The sequence below is a fragment of the Candidatus Sulfidibacterium hydrothermale genome, assembly GCF_020149915.1.
GTDB classification, from domain to species: Bacteria; Bacteroidota; Bacteroidia; order Bacteroidales; family F082; genus Sulfidibacterium; species Sulfidibacterium hydrothermale.
Genome location: NZ_CP083760.1, coordinates 2,343,404 through 2,365,399, shown reverse-complemented (window position 1 = coordinate 2,365,399; position 21,996 = coordinate 2,343,404). Strand labels below are relative to the sequence as shown.

The following is a 21,996-nucleotide window of genomic DNA, read 5'->3' as shown; positions in this document are numbered from 1 at the left end:
GATTGTGGCGTTAAAAAAAGTGCTGATTATTACCTACTACTGGCCGCCCAGTGGGGGCGGCGGGGTGCAAAGGTGGCTGAAATTTGTAAAATATCTTCGCCTGTATCGGTGGGAGCCGGTGGTTTATACGCCTGTCAATCCGGAAATGCCTTCTGTGGATGAGTCGTTGTTGAAAGAAGTTCCTGAAAATGTTCAGGTGGTGAAAAGTAAAATCTTTGAACCCTATACTTTTTACAAGGTTTTTACCGGGAAAAAACCACAAGAAAAAATTCAAACCGCTTTTTTGTCTGAAAAAAAACAAAAGATTTCGGTATTGGAGAATGTGGCCGTATGGATTCGTGGCAACCTGTTTATCCCGGATGCCCGGAAATTCTGGATTCGGCCTTCCGTTAAAAAGTTAACCGCTTTTTTGAAAGAACATCCGGTAGATGCCATTGTCACTACCGGTCCGCCGCATAGTATGCATTTGATTGGCATGCAGCTCCATCAAAAGCTAGGAATCCCGTGGCTGGCCGATTTCCGTGATCCGTGGACCAATATTGATTTTTACGAACAATTAAAACTTGGCAAGCGGGCCGACCGGAAACACCATCGTCTGGAAAAACAGGTGCTGACCCTGGCTCCGGCGGTTACAGTGGTAAGCCCGGGAATGAAAAAAGATTTTCTCCGGGTAACAAAACGTACGTATCATGTTATTCCCAATGGTTTTGATGCTGAAGATCTCCGGTTGGATAAGCCGGTAGTTCCTGATCCTTCTCGTTTTGTGCTGGCGCATATCGGTTCACTGACCAAGACCCGTAATGCCGAAAATCTTTGGAAAGTTCTCAATGAACTTACCCGGGAGTTTCCCGAATTTGCCCGTAAGCTGGAAATCAGAAATGTGGGGAAAATTGATGTGGATGCTGTAGAGTCCATACGAAAATACGGACTGGAAAAATATTTGCACAGAGTAGATTATCTGCCACATGATCAGGTAATTGCCGAACAGAACAAAGCGGCGGTACTTTTACTTTTTATCAATCGTACCCCCAATGCAAAATTGATCCTTACCGGTAAACTTTTTGAATACATTGCCTCTAAACGTCCGGTGATTTGTATTGGTCCGCCTGACGGAGATGCTGCCCGCATTGTTACAGAAACAGGTTGCGGGACGGTTTTTGATTTTGATGAAACCGAAAAGCTGAAAAAACAATTGCTTTTGTTATACCGGTCGTTTACAGAACGAACCGAAAAACAGGAATGCCGGGAAGTGGAACGTTACGAAAGAAAAAACCTGACCGCTCAAATGGCGGCTGTTCTCGATGAGATAACCACTAAAACCAGGTAAACAAATCTTCTTTGATGGGCTTAGCCGCCAGGATGTTTTTTACAAAATTAGAGATGTCGTAATCTTTCTCGTTAAATACGCGGTAAAGCTCTTTCATCATCAAATCCTGTGTGCGGATATTGCGTTTGGTGGCAATTTTTTCCACAAAAACATTGGTGGCGATTTTTCCTTCCAGCACCACTTTTTCAGAGATATATTCGGTAAAAAAGCCTTTGCCAATCAGCAATCCCAGTGTGCGGTTCCGGCTCATATCGTTGAGTGCAGTCAGACTAAAATCACCAAAACCACAATAGTTAAAAATAGTTTTTTCTTTCCCTCCGAAGCGGGAAAGCAGATAACGCATCTCGTTGATGGAACGGGTGAGGACGAGCGAACGCAGGTTCGGCGAGTCATAATGGGCATCTACAATGCCGATGATAATGGCGTAAATATTTTTTAAAATGCTGGACAGCTCCACGCCGACCACATCATTGGTAAAATCAAGAAAAATGTTGGTATCCTGAAAAAGGTCTTTGAAGAAATCAAAATATTTACTGTTTTTGGAAGCTACCGTCATGCCCGTAGGAACCAAGTTGATGATTTCGCGGGCGAATGAAGGTCCTTTTAAGCTAATAACAGGTTGGTTTACAATGCGCTCAAGGTTTTGCGGAATGGTGTTGTTCTGGTTTCCAAAACCTTTGGCCAGGTTAACCAATAATGCATCCGGATTGATGAATTTTTTATTTTCCGTAACATAATCAATGATAGCAGTGGACGGGATGCCGAAAAAGATCACATCCGATTCTTTTAAGATTTCTTTATCGGCTGTTGCTCTTATATTCTCATTCAGCGGAATGGTCGGAAAATATTTATGATTTACATGATGCTGATTAATAGAGTAAATAACTTCTTCTTCAATGGAAAGAATGTCGATGGTGTGCTGTTCCTTTTTTCCCAGTACTTGTGCAAAAGCCGTGGAAATGGCCCCGCTTCCCACCAGACATATTTTTAACGATTTGGGCATAAATCAATCTTTTTCATCTGCAAAATTAGGAATTATTTGGCTGTAAACTATTTTTGTTGTGAAGGATTAGCGGATGACCTTGAAAATTTGTCTGAAAACCTGCCGGATTTTTTGGTTAATATCTTCCGAAACCCTGAAAAAGTATATCGGTACCAGAAAAGCCAGCGTGAGGAACGTACTTCGTACAATTAAATCCAAAATAAAATGATTCAGAACAGGAATAAACGTGGAAAGATACCAGGCCAAAAATGCAAATACAACAATTTCAATATGCTTGAAACTGAACGGCTGGAATTTGAACTTTTTATATAAAAGCAGGTATTTCAGTCCGTTGTAAATGTATTTTGAAATAAGAGAGGCCAATGCCGCTCCGGTTATTCCCAAAACAGGAATCAGCAGCAGGTTGGTAACAATGAGCAATAGGGCGAAAACAAATAACAGATACGACAGCCACCGGTAATATTTCGAATTCAGGATCACGTGGGCACTTACGCCCATAAATAAATCGGAAAGATTGGCCAGTCCGATAAACAAAATGACGAATTTACCAGCGGTGTAATCTTTTCCCACAATATGAAAAATATTGTCGAGGTTTCCCCAAACACCGATAAAAAGCAGAAAACCAATAACGCTTAAACTGATAGAACTTTTGCGGTAAATGTCCATTACGGTTTTGCGGTCGTCGTTTTTCCAGGCATCGGCAATTACCACCGAACTGATTTTTCCCATGGTTCGTGAGGGAACCAGAATAAGTGTGCCAAAGAAAAAAGCGATAGTATAAACACCCGCAGCTGCCAGTCCAAGATACTGATTGACCATGATGACATCGATATTCAGTACCAAAACACCGGAGAAACTGGCCAGAATACCAAAAAAGGCCACGCTGATCATTTCGCGCGCCATTTTTTTATCAATAAAACCGAAATCGGGTTTGACAAAAAACATTTTGTCTTTAATCAGTGTACCGGCCAAAAACAGCGCCGGCGAAATGAAAGCCAGCACATATAAAATTACCAACCACTGAAAGTCGATAATCTTAAAGAAATAAAGCAAAATAGCAGCAAGAATAAGCAGCCGTTGTACTACTTCTTTATAAACGATCCCTTTTACGGCATTGTATAAAACCCGGTAGTAGGTATCAAAGAGACTAAACAGCAGGGTAAACAGGATCAGCGGAATGACGTAATAAAAATAGTCGAGAAACAGCGATGATTTTCCGGCAGCCCGGGCGATGAAAAGCGGTTTAAGCAGAAGATAAATTCCGGTAGCCAGCACAAAACCGGTAAGTCCTACCAACAGCGTGAGCCCGAGATAGCCGTGGTGTTTCTTTTCCGGATCACGAAAATAGGGGAAAAGCTTAACGCTGACCGTATTAATTCCCAAACTGGCAAACTGGGCAAAAAGTACTGAATAGGATACCAAAATACGTAACAAACCCACCTGTTCGGTAGAAAGTATCCGTGGGAAAAGCCATCCGGTGGTAATAAATCCCAGCACTACGCCGAGATAGGAATAAACTGTTCCTGAAATACTTTGCTTTTGAATAACGCCCACGGCCTGTTTTATTGATTGATGGTTTGCAAATATCAGAAATTAACCCGAACTACACTGCAGGAAATGAAAATTGCGTCAGATGAATCCCCAAATATCCGGTTTAATGGTTTATCGAGCAAAATGTGTCATAAATTAAGGTCTGTTTTCATATCTTTATAAATTCTCTGAAATTATTCCTGTCAATAACTTTACTTTCGGCGTTATAAGTTTCAATAAAAGTCTTTGGTAACCGTGCTTTTTTCCGGTTATTCCATTTAAATTCAAATCCATATATTTTCCCGCTGTATTCTTCTACAAAATCTACTTCCTGTTGTTGTTTGGTTCTCCAAAAATAAATGCGTGCAAGCCTCTGTTTATATTCAATTTGTTTTATTCTTTCTGAAATCAAAAAGTTTTCCCACAATGCTCCTTTATCGGTTCGTAATTCAAGGGGATTGAAGTTTCCTATTATCATATTACGAATGCCGTTATCATAGAAATAAATTTTCTTATTCGTTTTTATTTCGTTACGAAGGTTACGGCTAAAACTTCCCAACTTAAAGATTATAAATCCTTTTTGAAGAATGTCAATGTATTTACTTATGGTATTTTTATCCACATTTACAATTTGTGCCAGCTCGGAATAGTTTACTTCACTTCCTATTTGTAGCGCCAGTGCCTGAACCAATTTATCCAGGACATCGGGTTTCTGTATATTGGCAAACGAAAGAATATCTTTATACAGATAACTGTTCACTAAATTTCGTAGTACGCCAATTTCGTCATCCGGATGATTTAAAACATCCGGATAAAGCCCGTATAACAATCTGTTTTCAAGTTGTTGCTCGGCATACAAATAGCCGTGATGTTCTTCGTATTCCTCCCACGAAATAGGAAATAACCGATATTCCCATTTCCGACCAGTTAATGGTTCGTTTATTTGGTTGGATAAATCAAAAGAAGATGATCCGCTTGTAAGTAATTGAACATCCTTAAATCGGTCTGTAATTATTTTCATTGTAAGTCCAATACCTTTTATCCTTTGGGCTTCATCAATGAAAACATATTTATGCTTGCCCAAAATGGAACGAATTTGTTCGGTATTTGGTTCCGTCAATAAAGTTCTGGTTTTGGGATCGTCCCCGTCAAGCAGCAAATAATCTTTGTTTTTCAGGATTTTTTCTATCAGGGTTGTTTTTCCGACTTGCCTTGGCCCCATTAAAACAATTGCTTTTCCTGACCCGATTTTATTTTTGATAACGGGTTCTAAATATCTTAAATACATCTTTTTTTCTTGCAAAGATACTGTTTTTCGTGAATAAATTCACTGATAGTTATGTTTTTTGGTGATTATTATATACTGCCGATTACAAATCAAAATGATTTTTTGGTTTGACTTTATGCCATTTTTTATTTTTAAGGATTTGATTTACAACAATTATTGAATCTTTTACGGATAGGCTAAGAACAGGAGTCTGTCAAGATTCAATTTAATGGGTTCGTCTACTCCATATTTTTTCTGTTACCTGAATGATCTGTTTGTTAATGTCCTCGGAAATTTGCAGCCGGAAAACGATGAGCCAGTAAAAAATACTTACCCCAAAAGTGTAGATAAGGGAACTAATCAAAAGGTTATGCAGAGAAGGTAAATAATGAATAATGACAAAAAATAAAATACCGATAAATAAAATAAGCGGCGTTTTCATACTGAAAGGATGCATTTTAAAACGGTAAAACACAAAAAGTGATTTTAACGAATTATGCAAACTCAGCGTAATGGCTGTAGCCAGGGCAGCCCCGTTCAGTCCGTAAAGTGGAATGAAAATGATATTAAGGATAATGGTGAGAAAAACCAGGGCCACCTGAAAATATAAGTCGGCCCGGTAGTATTTTGATGTGTTGATGATGGTGCCGTTGATGCCCGTGGCAATATTAATGATGTTTCCTATGGAAAGAAAAAGAATAATGTATTTCCCCTGGCCGAAAGTTTTTCCGAAATAACTCATTACCAGGTCGATATTTATCCATATAAGCAAAAACAAAAAGATGGATATGGTCAAAGGGGCGATGGCTGATTTTTTGTATAACGTTTTGATGTTATCGGTATCATTTGTTGCCCAGCCATTGGCCACTACCGGGGCAATAATGGATTGTAAAGCCCTTGACGGAATAAGAATAGAACCGGCAATAAACAATGACGGACCGTAAATGGCTACATCGGCAAGGTTCAGATAATGGTTAATCATCAGTGTGTCAACATTCAGTAATATCATGGCGGCCCCCATGCTTAAAATGCTGAAAGCGGCATAAATGTATAGCGGCCTGAATTCTTTATCAGCAATGAGCCTGAAACGGATAGTAAACCGGAAAGCCCGCAAATGCAACAGATAACCGAAAAGCAGCAAAAAAACCAGCAAATAGTTGAAAGCAAAAAGTTTAATGAAAAGAGGAAAGGCAATGATATTGTACCAATATAAAAGAATGAGAATCATTACATTGCCTCGGAGAAGCAGCTCTTTTAAAAAAACGGGAACGGTTGATTTAAAATGAGATTTGGAAAGTGCTGCTCCGATTTCAAAAAGAACAAAACCGAAAAGGATAGGAAAAACCAACATTTTGTTTTCTAAAAGCAGCGGGTTATTTTCTTTCCCAAACCAATATTTTGAAAAGACAAGGATAACCAGAGAAGCCACTCCAATACCTACGGCGGTCCAAAAAAGAACGAAAAACAGAAAATCTTTTTCTCGTTTTGTCTTAAAAACCGGAAAATAACGAATGATGATATTCGGCAAGCTCAGCTGTGCCCACGGAACAATAATCATGGCGTAGGAAACCAGATAACGGGCTGTCCCCCAGTGTTCTGGATGGGCGCTGAATACTCTTGGAACCAGCAGCACGGTATAAATGCCGCCGATAAGAAAACCCAAATAAATGAAAATGGTGTTTTTAAATCCTTGTCGAAGTACAATGCCCATTACAATAGTTTGGTTATCTTTTGATAAATTCTCTCGCAGGCTTTCCCGTCGGTGAAAGTATGAAATTTATTTTTGATTTTTTCCCGTTGTTCAGCATCCTGGTCAGGATACTCAAAATACCGGCGGATGACTTTTAAAAGCTCTTCCCGGTTTTGAACTTTTGGCCCGGGTGTGTTTTCTTCGTAATGAAATAAAAAGTTTCGTTTTGCCCGGTATTCTGCATCATCATAATTATAGAAAATAATGGGACGGTTTAGCAACAGGTAATCAAAATAAATACCCGAATAGTCGGTAATGAGCATATCGGTGAAATAAAGCAATGGCTGAGGATCAGGAAATATTGACGGAGAAGCCGAAAGAATCCGGTCAAAACCTTCAATTGCTTGTAAATCGGTGGTGTTGATATGGCTGCGATATAAAAACCGGGCGTGTTGTTCTTCTAATAATTGCTGCAATTTTTCCAGCGGAAAAAGTTCGGCCAAAGATTTTTGGGCCATCTCTTTTTCCCGAAAAGTGGGCGCATACAAAATGATTTTTTCACGAAGAACAGGATGCTGATGAAGAAATGATGAATGGTCGTGCCGGATAAAATCGTTTTTGGGTAATCCGGAAATAAAAATCTTTTGTTCCGGTAACCGGAAAGCCTTTTGCATGATTTTTCCTTCAAAACCGGAAGAAACACAAAAATAATCAATGGCTTCAGAAAAAGCACTAAGACTTTTCGTGTCGGCGTCAGGAGCCAAAAGGCCGATATTTTTCAATGGGGTTCCGTGCCATAAATTGATAATCTTTTTTTTCGGAGAAAGCGGAAAAGGGAAAAAATCATCCGGCCCGGTGGTGACCATCAACACTTTTGCTTTTGCCATTCGGACGAATGTTTTCGCATGGTAGGCGTATAAAATCTTTCCGGGATATTTTTTCTGAAGATTTTGGTAGGTTTTTTTGTCTTTCGTAAAAAAGAAAAAAGGAAAAACCGGTTGAATTTGACAGAGATATTGAAAAAAATATTGGTTATTTCCGGTAAAATACTTTGCACCGTGTCCGGCAATGATTACGGCATTATCTTCTTTAGTCCATTGACAGGCCAAACGGTAAATCGCTTTAACAAAGGGTCTTAAAAAGAGCGTAATGAATTGTTCCATGGCAATGGATTAAAAAAGGCGATCGTTTTTATTTTGCGTTTCGTTGTTTTTCAAGAATCTCGTTGATGAGCGTAGAAGAAACCCCTTTGGTGTAGGGGAAGTAAATGATTTTTACTCCGACCGCTTTGAATTGTTCGTCGAATTTTTTCCATTTGTCGGTTTCAAACCAGTCATCGCCTACAAACATCACATCAAATTTCAGCCGTTCCCACATCTTAAATTTGTCCATGTCGTATTGCGGAACAACGGCATCCACATATTTTATATTCCGGACAATTTCCATGCGCTCCTGATGCGGAATTACGGCTTTTTTGTTTTTATAGGCCACCAATTCATCGCTGGTGACCCCAACGATAAGCTTGTCGCATAAGCCTTTGGCGTTTTTTAACAGGTTCAGGTGACCGATGTGGAACAGGTCAAAAACACCAGAGGTGTAACCGATTACCATTTTTTCATCCCCTCGTTTAAACATATCTTTTGTTTTTTATGGTTTGTCTTGATTTGAAAGGTTAAAATTACCATTTCCATGATTTCCGGAAATAATTTTTCCGGAAGATTTCAATATTGATAAACATCCACAATATTTGGCCTGCCCGCGATTCGTTTTTACTTTTTTCAATGAGTTCGTTTAAAGCGTCATTTTTGAGCCAGTCAGCCTGTGGCAGCAGCTCCCGTGCCAGCTGTTCCAATTCTGAAAACCATTGGGTTAACGGAACAGGAAATCCTACCTTTTTCCGGTCGATAATCTCCGGAGGTAAATATTTACGGGCAGTTTGTCGTAGCAGATATTTGGGAATATCCAGCTTTTCGCTGTATGCGTCAGCGGTTTGGGCTTTGGCTTTTTCGCGGGCTTCTTTATTTTTCCAGTGCAGTTTTAAAGCATAGGGAATTTCACGATACGTAAATTCAATCAGCTGATGGTCAAGAAAAGGAACACGGGCTTCAACGGCCGTTTGCATGGTGGTGGTATCTACCCGCTGCAGTAAACCTTTTACGTGGTAGCGGTGAAAAAACCGGAACACGTTCTCTTCATTGGCTTTGTTTTTAAATTCTTCCCGGATTTTTTCGTCAAATTCTTTCCGGTAGTCGGAGGGCGTTGTTAGCAGGGTATCGCGCATGTGGCGTGGAACATAATCGTATTGAGAAATGAAATAATCGTAAAAGTCTGTTTTGGTCGGATGGTGGGTATAATCAAACGGCGATCGGAAGATTCTTCCGTAACCACCCATTAATTCGTCAGCTCCTTCGCCAGACAGCACTACGGTGATTTTTTCTTTCAGTTTTTCCGACATGAAAGCCAGCGGAATTTCATTGGGAACACCCAATGGCGCATCTTTAAAGGTGATCAGTTGTTCCCAGCGGGAAAGATAATCGTGAATGCGAAATATAATTTTGTGATGAATGGTATGATATTTTTTCGCTACGATTTCCGAGTAATCGAACTCGTTGAGCTCGGGAAATCCAATGGTATAAGTGTTAACAGCCTCCTGTTTGTACCGGGCTGTAATGGCGGTGATCAGGCTGGAATCTACTCCGCCGCTCAGGTAAGTTCCCAGCGGAACATCCGCAATCAGCCGGTAACGAATGGCCCGGGTAATGGCTTCATCAAAGCGGTGCAGCAATGCCTTTTCATCAAAAACCGTTTGAGTATTGAATTCAGAAGGCAGATCCCAGTAGGTTGTCTTTTTTATTTGAAGATCGTTGTTTAACCTCAGGAAAGTTCCGGGTTCCACCTGATAGATCGACTTGAAAAATGTATAAGGTGAACGGATATAACGGTTGGCAAGATATTCATCTACTGCCTGATCATTAAATATTGCATCAATCAATCCGCTGTTTAACAGTCCTTTGATTTCTGATGAAAAAACAAAAGTAGTTCCATCAAAAGAAAAATAAAGTGGCTTGATGCCCATCCGGTCGCGGATGAGAAAGAGTTCGGAACGAGACCGGTCGAACAGGGCAATGGCAAACATGCCATTGGCTTGCTGTAGAAACCAGTCGATGCCGTTTTCTTCTACAGCGGCTAAAATGACTTCGGTATCGGAAGCCGTTTGGAAAGGGTAGTGTAGTTGTTTTTTGATTTCCTGGAAGTTATAGATTTCGCCATTGAAAACAATTACCCATCTTCCCGAATGGGAAAACATGGGCTGGTTAGCTTGTTCGCGGGTATCGATAATGGACAGGCGGCGGTGCCCCAAGCCCGTTCTCTCTTTTTCAGAAAAGATTCCTCCGGCATCCGGTCCGCGATGGCGAATGGCTTCGTTCATTTTGGTAAGCCGTTGATCAATGGCTTCGATTTTTGTTTTTGAGAAAATTCCGTTAATTCCGCACATAATCTTTTCTGTCAAATTCTATTCTTAATTTTCCGCCATCAGCGAAAGCAGCTTTTTCTCCCGCTTTTTTAGCGGATACCGCGTAACGATTCGTTTTCTTGCTTCTTTTCCCAATACTTCCTTGTTCTCAGCGGCCAGTGCCTGTCGAATCACTTTTTCAATTTCTTCTGTTTCTCGCTTTTTGACAATGAATCCGGTTTCGCCAATAATTTCGGGAATATTATTTACCGACGAGCCAATGGGAATACACTGGCATAACATTGCTTCGCTTAATGCACATCCAAAACCTTCGAAAATGGAAAGCTGAAGATAAAAAGTGCTCTTTGAATAGAGCTGTTTTAAAGTTTCCGGTGGTAATTTCCCCAAGAAAGAAAGATTGGGCGGGCAGGAAGTCAATGCTGCCGGTTTTTCCATTCCGGCAATGGAAAAAGAACAATCTTTTAGCTTTTCGGCCAGCTCAACAATCCGGTCGCCTCCTTTAAGAATAAACTGTGAAGCGGAGAAAACAGAAAGAAATGTTTTGGGTTTTCTTGAAACGTTTTCCTCCGGTTTCCAGAAGTCTTCGTCACAGCCGTTGGGAAGTACCTGGATGGGAGTTTTTAGTTTGGGGAAGAAGTGCCGGATCCCTTGAAAACTCCATTGATTATCAGAAAAATAAGTGTTTCGGGTGTAGATCAAAGAATCGCTTACGGGTAATAATAAAGTAGCTGTTTGGTATGATTGTTTGCAGAACCATTTGAGCGGTTGTTTGCGCAAATTGCCGTAATGTAACGGCGGAATTGCCGCACAATCGGTTCCGTTGAGAATGATGTAAACTTTGGTGCCCGTTATTTTCCCTATAACAGCCGGTAACAGCGACCAGTAGCCGCCAAAAGAAACCACAATTTTTTTAGTGGTTCGGATGTGTTTAAAAAGAAAAAAAAACTGATGAATGAGATAAAAAGGCGTTAAAAATTTTTTCTGCCAGTTGTAAGTGTTGACGAAAACGCGGTATTGGGTTGAAAGCAATGCAATATCGCTTTTCACAAAAGAACTGAGTGAAGGGGCAACGTAAATAATGGTATTTTTTGAATTGGAGGCCATATCAGGCGCAAATTTAATATTTTTCCCGGCCTGCCGGGTAACAGAAAACCGGAGGGTTAACGACCAATTTGCTCATCCTTTTTTTTCAATGCTTCTAATCGCGAACGGCGGATGCTGGTGTTCAGTTCAAATCCGATGAGAATGATAAATGCATTGTAATATATCCAGACCAACAGGATAATCAACGATCCGATAGATCCGTACAAAATGTTATAGCGTGAAAAGTTTTCAAAATAAAGCTTGATAATTATTCCGCCTACAATGAATAAACTGGTAGCCAGAATGGAACCGGCCGAAAAAAAGCGATACCGGACTTTCTCTTTCCCGGTTTTTAACTGCCCGAAATAATACAAAAGAGATGTGCTTAAGAAGGTGAAAAAGAGAATAATAATCCAACGCAAAAGTTGTAAGGAGAAAATGGACAAATCGCTGGTAAGCAGATGGTGCTCTGTTAATAGCCGGATGGAAAGTTCGCCAAAACCCAAAAGTACAAACGAGATAAACAAAAGCACGGACAAAATAAGCATCAAGCCAAAAGCCACCAGCTTTTGTTTCCACCATGGTCGTGTTTCCATGGCATGATAGCTTTGGTTAAAACCTTCCAAAATGGCATCTACTCCGTTGGTCGCAAAGTAAATCGCCATGAAAAAACCTGCTGACAGCAATCCCTGGTGCGGACGGCTGATAATTTCTTCCACCGTATTTTTTACCATAGAGTAAATATTGGCCGGAATCAGTTCCTGAATCAGGTCCAGTAGATAGGTCTGGTAATGTTCGCCGGTAACAAACGGAATCAGGGTAAACAAAAACATGATGAACGGGATGAGAGCCAAAAAAAAGTTGTAGGCAATGGCCGAAGCCCGGTAGGTCAGCACGCCTTTAAACAATCCGCGGAAGAAAAAAACCAGTACATCGTACAGCGGCATCCCGTCGAAACCGGGTAAAACAATGACCCGCAGCAACTTCTTGAGCCGGAGATGGTAATGAATGTATTTTCTTTTGATTTTGTGCAAGGTAAAGCAGTTTAGTCGTTAATGGCTTTTAAGCTGATATCCATGCTTTTAATTTGATGCGTGAGCGCTCCCATCGAGATGTAATCTACTCCGGTTTCGGCATAAGTCCGGATGGTTTCGGGGGTGATTCCGCCAGAAGCTTCCGTTTCGTATTTCCCGGCAATTTTTTGTAAGGCTCTTCGGATATCATCCGGAGTAAAGTTGTCCAGCATAATCCGGTGGATACCACCATATTGTAGCACTTGTTCCAGTTCATCAAAATTCCGGACTTCGATTTCAATTTTCAGATCGAGATGATGTTTTTTCAGGTATTGATGGGTTTTTTCGATGGCTTTTTCGATACCGCCGGCAAAATCGATGTGATTGTCTTTGATCATGATCATGTCATAAAGTCCAAAGCGATGATTTTCGCCACCACCGGCTTTTACGGCCATTTTTTCAAAAACCCGGTTACAGGGTGTTGTCTTTCGGGTATCCAGCACCTTGGTATGTAACCCTTTTAATTTGGAAACCACTGCCGCAGTAGTGGTGGCAATGCCACTCATCCGTTGGATATAATTTAAAGCCGTCCGTTCGCCGGAAAGTAAAATACGTGATTTGCCACTGATGGTCATGATTTTATCGCCCGGCTGAACCGGATTTCCGTCAGGAATGAAAATATGGATTTTCGTTTCCGGGTCCAGTAGTTCAAAAACTTCCCGGACAATTTCTGTTCCGGCAATAATTCCGTAACCTTTGGCCAGCATAACAGCTGTTCCTTTTGCTTCTTCATCGATGGTGGCCAGCGAAGTATGATCGCCGTTTCCCAGATCTTCCTCCAGTGCTTTTGCAATAATTTCTTTTATGGTCATGAATCGCTTTCCTCTATGTCAATTTGCTGAATTTGAAACCCATTGTTGCCGGGACTGAATAAAAAATAGATATTCCAGCGGGTTTGATGGCTGTGATAAAGTCCGATAAAATAGTAATTTACACCCGCAAAACCTTCTTCTTTTAGGCTGAATCCCGAAACTTTATTTTTCTTAAAAAAATCTTGTAGCAGCCATTGGGCTTTTGTTTCGGAGAAAAAACCGTTGTTTCCCGGAATATTCACATTGACGAAACCTTTAAAATAGTTTTGCAATGGGCTGGTATCTCCTTTGGAAAAAGCTGCTGTAAAATCTTTTTTCATCTGTTGTGTATTCGGAGCCTGTGCTACCGGTAGCAGCCCTAAAAAAAGAAGGTATAACAACAGTTTGGCCATTTTGGTTTCGTTGAAAATTGCAGCCAAAAATACGAAATTTACGTTTGTCTGTTGAAATCTTTTTTCGCGGGTAAGAGTGGCCTTATGGTTTTATGTTACATTTGAAAAAATTTTCAAACTGAATGGTATGAAACGCTTTTCTGCTCTGCTGATGTCACTGGTTTGGGGGATGATTATGTTCTCTCTTTTCTCCTGCGGATCACCGCAGTCGAATCCAAAGAAAAAATTTGACGTCCGGTTGAACAAATTTAACCGGAGCTTGCGAAAAGCGGATAAAACCCTGGATTTGATGGATGCCATGGCAGCCCGGAAGGCGCTGGTAGAAGCTGATTACCGATCAGGAAGAATTACCGAAGCTGAGGCCCGTCGGCGATTGGCAGCCATTAACAATCAGTTTAACCGTAAAATTTCCGGTGAGTCAACAGCCGTTCCCGGAAAAGGATTGCCCAAATGGGCTAAGGCCATTGGGTTGATGGAACCGCAAAAAATGGTTTTGGATAAATCGCTTTCGCAAATCACTTCCGAAGATCAAAATGGAGGGGGATATAACTCTCTTACCCTGGTTTACAAAGGAAGTTATCGGCAGGCTATGGCCGAAGCCCGGAAAATTGCGGCCCATGCTAACGTGCCGTTAACTCCCGAGTATCGTACGGCCATGGAAATGAAAAGAAAATATGGCGATGAGATCTTAAAAGGAGCGGTTTATATGAATTTTGAACCCGGTGGGCGGAGTAGCCATTCGAATTACAACATTGCTATTACCGTAGATGCCTCGGGCGTTTTAACCATTACGGCTACTGATGCCGTGAAAATGGAAAAAGAAATGCGAAGTTTAAAACCGGCAGGCCGATGACGGAGAAAATTGTGATTTCAGGTGGCAGCAGCGGGCTGGGAAAAGCTTTGGTGGAAACATTTCTTCGCCAGGGGCATGATGTGTTTGCTTTTGCCCGTTCTGAGGAAAAATTACAGGCCCTTCATCAAAAAATGGCTTCCTGTCGTACTTGCGGCCATTTTTATTTTACCTCATTCGACCTGCTCTCCGGCGATTTTTCGTCATTGGCCGGAAAAGTAAGTGCTACTTTAGGAAAAGTTACCCGGATGGTGAATAATGCCGGGATGCTGCTGAATAAACCTTTTCTTGAAACTGCGTATGACGAAGCTGAAAACCTGTTCCGTGTGAATGTGATGGTACTTTTCCCGTTGATCCAACATCTTTTTCCGTTGATGGTTCCCGGAACGCACATTGTAAATATAACCAGCATGGGTGGTTTTCAGGGAAGCGTGAAATTTCCGGGATTGTCGGCTTACAGTGCATCAAAAGGGGCCTTGTCTGTACTTACAGAAAGTATGGCCGCTGAATTTTCTGAAGATCACATTTTTGTCAATGCCCTGGCTTTGGGAGCGGTACAAACCGAAATGCTTTCGGCGGCTTTCCCGGGATATAAAGCTCCGCTGACAGCTCCGGAGATGGCTGGCTTTGTGGCCGATTTTACGCTTACAGGAAACCGTTTTTTTAATGGAAAGATTTTGCCGGTTTCTGTTAGTACACCCTGAAGCAAAGACAAACGGGGTGGAAAAATCATTACTTTTGTTTTCTAAAAAGTTGAAAAAATGGCCATGGGCGAAGAAACGGTAACCCATCCGGGAGTAGTGAAAAAAATTGAAGGGGATAAAGCGGAGATTTCTGTGATATCCAAAGCCAGCTGTATTTCCTGTTCGCTGAAGAATGTCTGTTCCGTGAGTGATATGAAAGAAAAGATCATTGAGGTGGATATTGCCGATTTGGGAGGACATCATGAAGGCGAAAGCGTTGTGGTGGAAATGAAGCAATCGTACGGCACCTGGGCGGTATTGCTGGGCTATTTCTTTCCTTTTCTTGTGCTGTTTTTTGGTTTGATGCTGTTTTTACACCTTGGTCTTGACCAAGGGCTGGCAGGCATTCTATCCATCGCTTTGCTGGCCCCTTATTATGGTATTTTATACCTGATGCGTGGCTATTTTAAAAAACGTTTTCGTTATCATATCCAGAATTAGCCAACCTATTTGCTCCTCCGAATATTACTTATTATCACGTTAGTATGAAGTTTTGACGGGTTTTTTTGTGCCTGTTTTATCCTTTTTTTGACAAAATAGAAATTTTAAAAGTTTCTAAATAACCTTTTTTTTCTTTCGTCAAATGCGTTGTTATTTTTGTAACGTTTTGAGAATCAATAATTATTATATGTAGATTGTTTAGTGAATCGAATTGTTATTATTTGTCAGGTAAAAATAGGTCGGAAAGCACCCGCTCCGGAAGGCCGAAAACGAATAAAAAAAGTTTAAATATTATACTTTTGTAATCCGTATAAAATTTTATGTGTAACCAACATAAATACTTGTGAATCATATCGTCATTATTTCAGTGGTGGTTCTCGGAATACTGGGCCTGGTATCGGCTGTAATTTTGTATTTCGTAGCCAGTAAATTTAAGGTGTACGAAGATCCGAAAATCGATGAAGTGGAGGCTGCTCTGCCCAGTGCCAACTGTGGTGGCTGTGGTTATCCGGGTTGCCGGGCTTTTGCTGAAAATGCTACAAAAAGTGCCAGCAAAAATCATTCGCTTGAAGGTTTTTTCTGCCCGGTGGGTGGAAATGAAGTCATGCAAAAAGTAGCCGGGATCTTGGGTCTCGAAATTGAAGAAAAAGATCCCATGATTGCGGTGGTGCGTTGCAATGGCTCGTATGCACATTCTCCGGGAAAAGTGAAATTTGAGGGCGTTACTTCCTGCGCTTTTGCGCATGCCCTTTATGCCGGCGAAGGCGGATGCCAGTATGGCTGTCTTGGCCTGGGCGATTGTGTGGCGGCATGTGAGTTTGATGCGATCCACATGAATCCGGAAACCGGATTGCCGGTGGTTAGCGATAAATGTACCGCTTGCGGAGCCTGTGTGATTGCTTGTCCGCGTGATATCATCGAATTGCGCAAAAAAGGCCCGAAAGATAAACGCATCTTTGTTTCTTGTGTGAACAAAGAAAAAGGAGCCATTGCCATTAAAAACTGTGATGTGGCTTGTATCGGGTGTGGTAAGTGCGAAAAAGTCTGTGAATTTGATGCCATTACCATCACCAGCTTTCTTTCTTATATCGACTTTGATAAATGCCGGCTTTGTCGGAAATGTGTGGAAGTTTGTCCCACCAATTCCATCTGGGAAGTGAATTTTAAACCGCGAAAACCCAAAGTAATTAAAGAACCGGAAAAGAAAGAAACGGCTAAAAAACCGGAAGCAGCAAAAAAACCGGTTGAGAAAACATCTGTAGCTGAAAAAAGTGTAAACACAAAAAAATCCGAAAAATAATATGGGGCTTTTAAAAACTTTTGTGTTGGGAGGTATTCATCCGCCGGAAAATAAGCTCTCTGCAGGACAGCCCGTCCGTACGCTGAAAGTTCCGGATCAGGTGGTCGTTCCCATGGGGCAAAATCTTGGAGCACCTTCCAAACCGGTGGTGAAAAGAGGCGATAAAGTAAAAACCGGCCAGTTGATTGCCGAGGCCGGAGGCTTTATCTCTGCCCGTATTCATTCGCCGGTGTCCGGAACGGTTTTTAAGATTGACCAGGTGATGGATATGTCGGGTTATCGCAGGACGGCGGTGATCATTAAAGTGGATGGGGATGAATGGATGGAAGATATCGACCGGTCGGATACCCTGGTAACCGAAATCAATTTTTCACCGGAAGAGATTATCGAAAAGGTAAAAGATGCAGGAATCGTCGGAATGGGAGGGGCTACTTTCCCTACTCACGTAAAATTGATGCCACCCCCCGGAAAATCGGCTGATTATTTGTTAATTAATGGCGTGGAGTGTGAGCCGTATTTGACGGCTGATCATCAGCTGATGCTGGAAAAAGGAGCAGAAATCATCGTGGGAACCCGGCTGCTGATGAAAGCTTTAAAGGTGAAAAAAGCCGTTATCGGTATTGAAAATAATAAGCCTGATGCTATCCGGCAGATGACCGAGCTGGCTGCCAAAGAAGAAGGAATTACGGTTCAGCCGTTGAAAGTAAAATATCCGCAAGGAGGCGAAAAACAATTGATTAAAGCTGTGACCGGACGTGAAGTGCCCTCCGGAAAACTTCCTGTTGAAGTGGGGTGTGTCGTACAAAATGTGGGAACGACATTTGCTGTTTATGAAGCGGTAATGAAAAACAAACCGCTGATAGAAAGAGTGGTGACGGTTACAGGAAAAGCATTGTCTAACCCGTCTAACCTGAAGGTCAGAATAGGAACGCCTATAAAATTTTTGGTAGAAGAAGCCGGAGGATTACCGGAAGATACAGGCAAAGTTATTGGTGGCGGCCCCATGATGGGAAAAGCACTGGCTACGTTGGATGTTCCGGTGGTCAAAGGAACCTCGGGCGTTTTGCTGATGCGCGAAGCAGAATCGCACCGTTTGCCGGAAAGCCCTTGTATCCGTTGTTCCAAATGTACCCAGGTTTGCCCGATGGGCCTGGAGCCTTTCCTGCTTTCGCGCTTGTCCCGGATGGGAAGATTTGAAGACGCCGAAAAAGAAAAAGTGATGGATTGTATCGAATGTGGCTCTTGTCAGTACACTTGTCCGGCACATATCCCGTTGCTCGATTATTTACGACTGGGGAAAAATAAAGTAGGAGCACTCATCCGTGCACGATCAAAAAAATAAAAGGATTGTTTTTTAACAAAAAGGAAAAGAATAACAATGAATATGTTGACAATTTCCGGTTCTCCGCATCTGCATAGCGACAATTCCACCCGGAAGATTATGTTTGGTGTAGTGGTGGCTTTGCTGCCCGCCATGTTGGTAGCCGTTTACTATTTTGGATTGGGTGCTTTGGAAGTCATTGTTTTATCAGTGTTTTTCAGCGTCTTTTTTGAATGGCTGATACAAAAATATCTGATAAAAGGTCCGCTTACCATCACCGATGGATCGGCTGTTGTTACCGGTATCTTGCTGGCTTTTAATGTCCCGTCCAATTTACCCTGGTGGATGGTAATTATTGGTGCGCTGGTGGCCATTGGGATTGGTAAAATGTCTTTTGGCGGCTTGGGAAAAAATATCTTTAATCCCGCTTTGGTATCGCGTGTTTTCTTGTTGGTATCCTTTCCGGTAGCAATGACATCCTGGCCCAAACCGCATCCGATAACGAAAGTCCTGGTGGACACCGTTACCGGGCCGACTCCTTTGGGATACATTAAAGAAGGACTGGGGGCCGGTAAAACGCTCTCCGAACTTATTCCGCATCTTCCTTCGTATGCCCAGCAGCTGATGGGGCAAATGGGAGGCTCTCTCGGGGAAGTTTCGGCACTTGCCATTCTCCTTGGCGGGATTTATATGCTGTGGAAAAAAATTATTACCTGGGAAATTCCGGTTTCCATGTTACTCACGGTTTTTGTTTTCTCGGGGATCTTGTGGCTGATTAATCCGCAACATTATATGGATCCGGTTTTTAATTTGCTGACCGGTGGGGTGATGCTTGGGGCTGTTTTTATGGCTACCGATATGGTGACTTCGCCCATGACCCGTGGCGGGCAATTGCTTTTTGGTTTTGGTATCGGATTGATTACCATGCTGATTCGTGTGTGGGGAGCTTATCCCGAAGGCGTTTCTTTTGCCATTTTGCTGATGAATTCCGTAGTTCCTCTGATTAACCGGGGATTTAAACCGCGACGTTTTGGAAAAGTAAAAGCAGCAACTGTAAAATAATTGATCAGAAAAATTATAATAAATAGAAAACCATGGCTTCAAAAAGGGAATCGAGTTTTTTAAATATGGTGCTGACCCTGTCGGTGGTGGCGATTGTAGCTGCCCTGGCGTTGGGAAGTGTGTATGTGGTGACCAAAGCACCGATTGCCCTGGCGCAAAAGAAAAAACAAGAAGCAGCAATCAAAGCGGTATTACCCGCTTTTGACCAGGTGAAAGCAATAAAGGTACCTGATGCGGATGGAAAGGATTCGTTGCTGATGAATGTGGCGACAAAAAACGGAAAGTTGGTGGGCGTGGCCGTGAATACTTATACCGATAAAGGATTTGGCGGACGTATTGATGCCATGGTGGGCTTTTTGCCGGATGGTACCATTTACAACACCTCCATTTTAAGTTTGAAAGAAACACCCGGTTTGGGAACAAAGTTAGAAAAGTCAAAGTCGGATTTCCCGGATCAGTTCAGAGGAAAAAATCCAAAAACCTTTAAACTGAAAGTGAAAAAAGATGGGGGAGATGTGGATGCCATTACGGCGGCTACCATTAGTTCAAGAGCTTTTTGCGATGCGGTACAGCGCGCATACGATACATTTGAAAAAGAAAAAGGAAGATGGGAGTGAGTTTCCCCGACGAAAAAGATTTTTAAATAGTTGAAATAGTATTTCATATGAATCAGATACAAAATTTCACCAAAGGATTTATTAAAGAAAATCCGGTATTTGTCCTGTTGCTGGGAATGTGCCCCACGCTGGGGACTACCACTTCGGCTATCAATGGCCTGGGAATGGGGCTGGCTACTGCTTTTGTATTGGTTGGATCCAATTTTGTGGTTTCTCTGGTGAAAAATTTTATTCCTGACAAGGTGCGTATTCCTTCGTTCATTGTCATCATCGCCACCTTTGTAACCATTGTGGAGCTGACCATGCAGGCCTATACTCCGGCTTTGTATGAACAACTCGGACTTTTCATTCCGTTGATCGTTGTGAACTGTATTGTGTTAGGACGTGCCGAAGCATTTGCATCGAAAAATACAGTGTGGTCGTCGGTGGTGGACGGTCTCGGAATGGGATTGGGTTTTGCTTTTGCTTTGACCATTTTGGGAAGTGTCAGAGAATTGCTGGGAAGCGGAGCCATTTTTGGTGTTCATTTAATTAAAGGCGACGGAATGTTGGTCTTTATTCTGGCACCGGGCGCTTTTATTGCTCTCGGATATATCATTGCCGTTATTAATCGTTTGAATAAAAAAACAGCTTAAAAAAATAAGCCATGGATTATTTTGTAATCATTGTATCTGCCATATTTGTTAGTAATATTGTACTGACCCAGTTTCTTGGAATATGTCCTTTTCTTGGTGTTTCCACAAAAATTTCCACTTCCGTAGGAATGGGAGGGGCTGTTTTGTTTGTGATGACACTGGCAACCATCGTAACATGGATTTTCCAATACTATGTCCTGGAGCCGATGGGATTGGTTTTTATGCAAACCATTGTTTTTATTTTGGTCATTGCGGCTTTGGTTCAGATGGTCGAGATCATTTTGAAAAAAATCAGCCCGTCGTTGTATCAGGCTCTGGGAATTTTCCTTCCTTTGATTACAACAAACTGTGCGGTACTGGGTGTGGCGATCCTGACGGTACAAAAACACTTTGACCTGATGCAAGGCGTGGTGTTTGCGATGGCTACGGCGGTAGGTTATACCATGGCGCTGGTGATCTTTGCCGGTATTCGTGAGCATCTCGACCTGATTGAAGTTCCGAAAGGAATGCGCGGTATTCCCATCGCTTTGGTAACTGCGGGTATCTTAGCCCTGGCATTTATGGGCTTTACCGGAATGGTGAAATAAAACCGGTATAATTCTTCCTTATACTTTTTGCTTTTCTAAAAGACGTTGCTCTTTTGCGCTGAAAAGAGTGCAGGACAGCGTGCATGCATGACTGAAAATTTTATATATTAGCCTGATGCTAAAAAGAGGTTTCTATGCTCACTAAAAAAGAAAAAGTAAGGAAAGACTTGATTAAAGCAGCGGCAACGGCTTTTATGGCAAAGGGTTATACGGGAACCACCATGGATGATATTGCGCAAGCTACCGGGAAAGCCAAAAGTACCTTGTATTATTATTTCGAAAGTAAAAAAGAAGCTTTTCAGGAAGTTGTGCAGCTCGAAGGAGAAATATTACGGAAAAAACTCTTGAAGATAGTACAAGATCCTCGCCGGACTGCACGCCAGAAACTGGAAGATTATATCCTGACCCGCTGGAAAGAATTTGAAAAACTGGGCCGGAGATACCAGACCATGCGCCAGGAATTTATCCATAATGCCCGTTTTGTGGATAAATACCGTCAACAGTATGATGAGCTGGAACGTCAGTTTATTGCAGAAATTATCCGTCAGGGGGTGAAAAGTAAAGAATTCAGAATTCAGGATTCTGAAGTAGAACTGATGGCACTTACGCTCTCGCTGACCATGAAGACACTTGAAATTCCTTTTTTTGCCGAGGGAGATGTGCGAACGTTTCTTCCTAAATTGAAACGGTTATTGGATGTATTGTTTCACGGGCTTGTTGCATAATCCCTCCCTTTTGTTAAGTATTCAATGATAGCGTATACCACAATTTTATTTCCTATTTTTTCT

22 protein-coding genes are annotated in these 21,996 nt (G+C 41.9%); 11 read left to right on the top strand and 11 right to left on the bottom strand.

Annotated elements, in window-relative coordinates; translation table 11 throughout:
- The first annotated feature begins 4 nt into the window (after positions 1-4).
- Positions 5-1,327, top strand: coding sequence for a glycosyltransferase (locus LA303_RS09595; protein ID WP_240525065.1), 1,323 nt, complete (start codon positions 5-7; stop codon positions 1,325-1,327).
- On the opposite strand, the gene LA303_RS09590 is transcribed toward LA303_RS09595, so the two are convergent.
- The 11 genes from LA303_RS09590 to LA303_RS09540 all read right to left on the bottom strand — a co-directional run bounded on the left by LA303_RS09590 (position 1,314) and on the right by LA303_RS09540 (position 13,679).
- Positions 1,314-2,330, bottom strand: a complete 1,017-nt coding sequence (locus LA303_RS09590) for an NAD(P)H-dependent glycerol-3-phosphate dehydrogenase (protein WP_240525063.1) — start codon at positions 2,328-2,330, stop codon at positions 1,314-1,316. The two genes, LA303_RS09595 and LA303_RS09590, sit on opposite strands and share 14 nt — an antisense overlap.
- Positions 2,331-2,396: 66 nt before the next feature.
- Positions 2,397-3,884 carry a lipopolysaccharide biosynthesis protein gene (locus tag LA303_RS09585; RefSeq protein ID WP_240525062.1) on the bottom strand — a complete coding sequence of 496 codons (1,488 nt, stop codon included), beginning with the start codon at positions 3,882-3,884 and terminating at the stop codon, positions 2,397-2,399.
- A 145-nt stretch (positions 3,885-4,029) separates the two neighbouring features.
- Complete coding sequence (locus LA303_RS09580) at positions 4,030-5,148, bottom strand: ATP-binding protein (RefSeq protein WP_240525060.1); 1,119 nt, start codon at positions 5,146-5,148, stop codon at positions 4,030-4,032.
- Between the two features lie 205 nt (positions 5,149-5,353).
- Complete coding sequence (locus LA303_RS09575; protein WP_240525059.1) at positions 5,354-6,838, bottom strand: lipopolysaccharide biosynthesis protein; 1,485 nt, start codon at positions 6,836-6,838, stop codon at positions 5,354-5,356.
- Positions 6,838-7,980 carry a CDP-glycerol glycerophosphotransferase family protein gene (locus LA303_RS09570; RefSeq protein WP_240525058.1) on the bottom strand — a complete coding sequence of 381 codons (1,143 nt, stop codon included), beginning with the start codon at positions 7,978-7,980 and terminating at the stop codon, positions 6,838-6,840. The genes LA303_RS09575 and LA303_RS09570 overlap by 1 nt, the downstream gene beginning before the upstream one ends.
- Before the next feature lie 28 nt (positions 7,981-8,008).
- Positions 8,009-8,428, bottom strand: a complete 420-nt coding sequence (locus tag LA303_RS09565) for an adenylyltransferase/cytidyltransferase family protein (protein ID WP_240527133.1) — start codon at positions 8,426-8,428, stop codon at positions 8,009-8,011.
- A gap of 67 nt (positions 8,429-8,495) precedes the next feature.
- A complete protein-coding gene (gene asnB / locus LA303_RS09560) occupies positions 8,496-10,313 on the bottom strand; it encodes an asparagine synthase (glutamine-hydrolyzing) (protein WP_240525057.1) in 1,818 nt (605 codons plus the stop codon).
- A gap of 24 nt (positions 10,314-10,337) precedes the next feature.
- Entirely contained in the window at positions 10,338-11,396 is a 1,059-nt protein-coding gene (locus LA303_RS09555) for a glycosyltransferase family 4 protein (RefSeq protein WP_240525055.1), read from the bottom strand.
- Positions 11,397-11,452: 56 nt separating this feature from the next.
- Positions 11,453-12,409, bottom strand: coding sequence for a YihY/virulence factor BrkB family protein (locus LA303_RS09550; protein ID WP_240525053.1), 957 nt, complete (start codon positions 12,407-12,409; stop codon positions 11,453-11,455).
- 11 nt (positions 12,410-12,420) lie between these two features.
- Positions 12,421-13,260 carry a carboxylating nicotinate-nucleotide diphosphorylase gene (gene nadC / locus LA303_RS09545; protein WP_240525051.1) on the bottom strand — a complete coding sequence of 280 codons (840 nt, stop codon included), beginning with the start codon at positions 13,258-13,260 and terminating at the stop codon, positions 12,421-12,423.
- Entirely contained in the window at positions 13,257-13,679 is a 423-nt protein-coding gene (locus tag LA303_RS09540) for a DUF4783 domain-containing protein (protein ID WP_240525050.1), read from the bottom strand. The genes nadC and LA303_RS09540 overlap by 4 nt, the downstream gene beginning before the upstream one ends.
- Before the next feature lie 100 nt (positions 13,680-13,779).
- Here LA303_RS09540 and LA303_RS09535 point away from each other — a divergent pair, with 100 nt between their 5' ends.
- The 10 genes from LA303_RS09535 to LA303_RS09490 all read left to right on the top strand — a co-directional run bounded on the left by LA303_RS09535 (position 13,780) and on the right by LA303_RS09490 (position 21,933).
- Positions 13,780-14,505, top strand: coding sequence for a hypothetical protein (locus LA303_RS09535; RefSeq protein WP_240525049.1), 726 nt, complete (start codon positions 13,780-13,782; stop codon positions 14,503-14,505).
- Positions 14,502-15,206: an SDR family NAD(P)-dependent oxidoreductase gene (locus tag LA303_RS09530; RefSeq protein ID WP_240525048.1), complete on the top strand. Its 705-nt coding sequence runs from the start codon at positions 14,502-14,504 to the stop codon at positions 15,204-15,206. The genes LA303_RS09535 and LA303_RS09530 overlap by 4 nt, the downstream gene beginning before the upstream one ends.
- Before the next feature lie 57 nt (positions 15,207-15,263).
- Positions 15,264-15,686 carry a SoxR reducing system RseC family protein gene (locus LA303_RS09525; RefSeq protein WP_240525047.1) on the top strand — a complete coding sequence of 141 codons (423 nt, stop codon included), beginning with the start codon at positions 15,264-15,266 and terminating at the stop codon, positions 15,684-15,686.
- A 343-nt stretch (positions 15,687-16,029) separates the two neighbouring features.
- Positions 16,030-16,986, top strand: a complete 957-nt coding sequence (locus tag LA303_RS09520; protein WP_262901474.1) for a Fe-S cluster domain-containing protein — start codon at positions 16,030-16,032, stop codon at positions 16,984-16,986.
- 1 nt (position 16,987) lies between these two features.
- Positions 16,988-18,328 carry an electron transport complex subunit RsxC gene (rsxC, locus tag LA303_RS09515; RefSeq protein ID WP_240525046.1) on the top strand — a complete coding sequence of 447 codons (1,341 nt, stop codon included), beginning with the start codon at positions 16,988-16,990 and terminating at the stop codon, positions 18,326-18,328.
- A gap of 36 nt (positions 18,329-18,364) precedes the next feature.
- On the top strand, positions 18,365-19,369 hold the full coding sequence (locus tag LA303_RS09510) for an RnfABCDGE type electron transport complex subunit D (protein ID WP_240525045.1): 1,005 nt from the start codon (positions 18,365-18,367) through the stop codon (positions 19,367-19,369).
- 32 nt (positions 19,370-19,401) lie between these two features.
- A complete protein-coding gene (locus tag LA303_RS09505) occupies positions 19,402-19,986 on the top strand; it encodes an RnfABCDGE type electron transport complex subunit G (RefSeq protein WP_240525044.1) in 585 nt (194 codons plus the stop codon).
- A gap of 47 nt (positions 19,987-20,033) precedes the next feature.
- The gene (gene rsxE / locus LA303_RS09500) at positions 20,034-20,621 is read left to right on the top strand and encodes an electron transport complex subunit RsxE (RefSeq protein ID WP_240525043.1); all 588 of its coding nucleotides are present in this window, start codon (positions 20,034-20,036) and stop codon (positions 20,619-20,621) included.
- Between the two features lie 11 nt (positions 20,622-20,632).
- Positions 20,633-21,208, top strand: coding sequence for an electron transport complex subunit RsxA (gene rsxA / locus LA303_RS09495; protein ID WP_240525042.1), 576 nt, complete (start codon positions 20,633-20,635; stop codon positions 21,206-21,208).
- Between the two features lie 134 nt (positions 21,209-21,342).
- Positions 21,343-21,933: a TetR/AcrR family transcriptional regulator gene (locus LA303_RS09490; RefSeq protein ID WP_240525040.1), complete on the top strand. Its 591-nt coding sequence runs from the start codon at positions 21,343-21,345 to the stop codon at positions 21,931-21,933.
- Positions 21,934-21,996: the final 63 nt, after the last annotated feature.

Excerpts from the sequence above, each read along its gene's own strand:
- LA303_RS09510 (WP_240525045.1), top strand. The coding sequence starts at position 18,365 with ATGAATATGTTGACAATTTCCGGTTCTCCGCATCTGCATAGCGACAAT.
- LA303_RS09570 (WP_240525058.1), bottom strand. The coding sequence starts at position 7,980 with ATGGAACAATTCATTACGCTCTTTTTAAGACCCTTTGTTAAAGCGATT.
- LA303_RS09590 (WP_240525063.1), bottom strand. The coding sequence starts at position 2,330 with ATGCCCAAATCGTTAAAAATATGTCTGGTGGGAAGCGGGGCCATTTCC.
- LA303_RS09575 (WP_240525059.1), bottom strand. The coding sequence starts at position 6,838 with ATGGGCATTGTACTTCGACAAGGATTTAAAAACACCATTTTCATTTAT.
- LA303_RS09490 (WP_240525040.1), top strand. The coding sequence starts at position 21,343 with ATGCTCACTAAAAAAGAAAAAGTAAGGAAAGACTTGATTAAAGCAGCG.
- rsxE (WP_240525043.1), top strand. The coding sequence starts at position 20,034 with ATGAATCAGATACAAAATTTCACCAAAGGATTTATTAAAGAAAATCCG.
- LA303_RS09505 (WP_240525044.1), top strand. The coding sequence starts at position 19,402 with ATGGCTTCAAAAAGGGAATCGAGTTTTTTAAATATGGTGCTGACCCTG.
- nadC (WP_240525051.1), bottom strand. The coding sequence starts at position 13,260 with ATGACCATAAAAGAAATTATTGCAAAAGCACTGGAGGAAGATCTGGGA.
- LA303_RS09565 (WP_240527133.1), bottom strand. The coding sequence starts at position 8,428 with ATGGTAATCGGTTACACCTCTGGTGTTTTTGACCTGTTCCACATCGGT.
- LA303_RS09580 (WP_240525060.1), bottom strand. The coding sequence starts at position 5,148 with ATGTATTTAAGATATTTAGAACCCGTTATCAAAAATAAAATCGGGTCA.
- rsxC (WP_240525046.1), top strand. The coding sequence starts at position 16,988 with ATGGGGCTTTTAAAAACTTTTGTGTTGGGAGGTATTCATCCGCCGGAA.
- LA303_RS09555 (WP_240525055.1), bottom strand. The coding sequence starts at position 11,396 with ATGGCCTCCAATTCAAAAAATACCATTATTTACGTTGCCCCTTCACTC.
- LA303_RS09530 (WP_240525048.1), top strand. The coding sequence starts at position 14,502 with ATGACGGAGAAAATTGTGATTTCAGGTGGCAGCAGCGGGCTGGGAAAA.
- LA303_RS09535 (WP_240525049.1), top strand. The coding sequence starts at position 13,780 with ATGAAACGCTTTTCTGCTCTGCTGATGTCACTGGTTTGGGGGATGATT.
- asnB (WP_240525057.1), bottom strand. The coding sequence starts at position 10,313 with ATGTGCGGAATTAACGGAATTTTCTCAAAAACAAAAATCGAAGCCATT.
- LA303_RS09525 (WP_240525047.1), top strand. The coding sequence starts at position 15,264 with ATGGCCATGGGCGAAGAAACGGTAACCCATCCGGGAGTAGTGAAAAAA.
- rsxA (WP_240525042.1), top strand. The coding sequence starts at position 20,633 with ATGGATTATTTTGTAATCATTGTATCTGCCATATTTGTTAGTAATATT.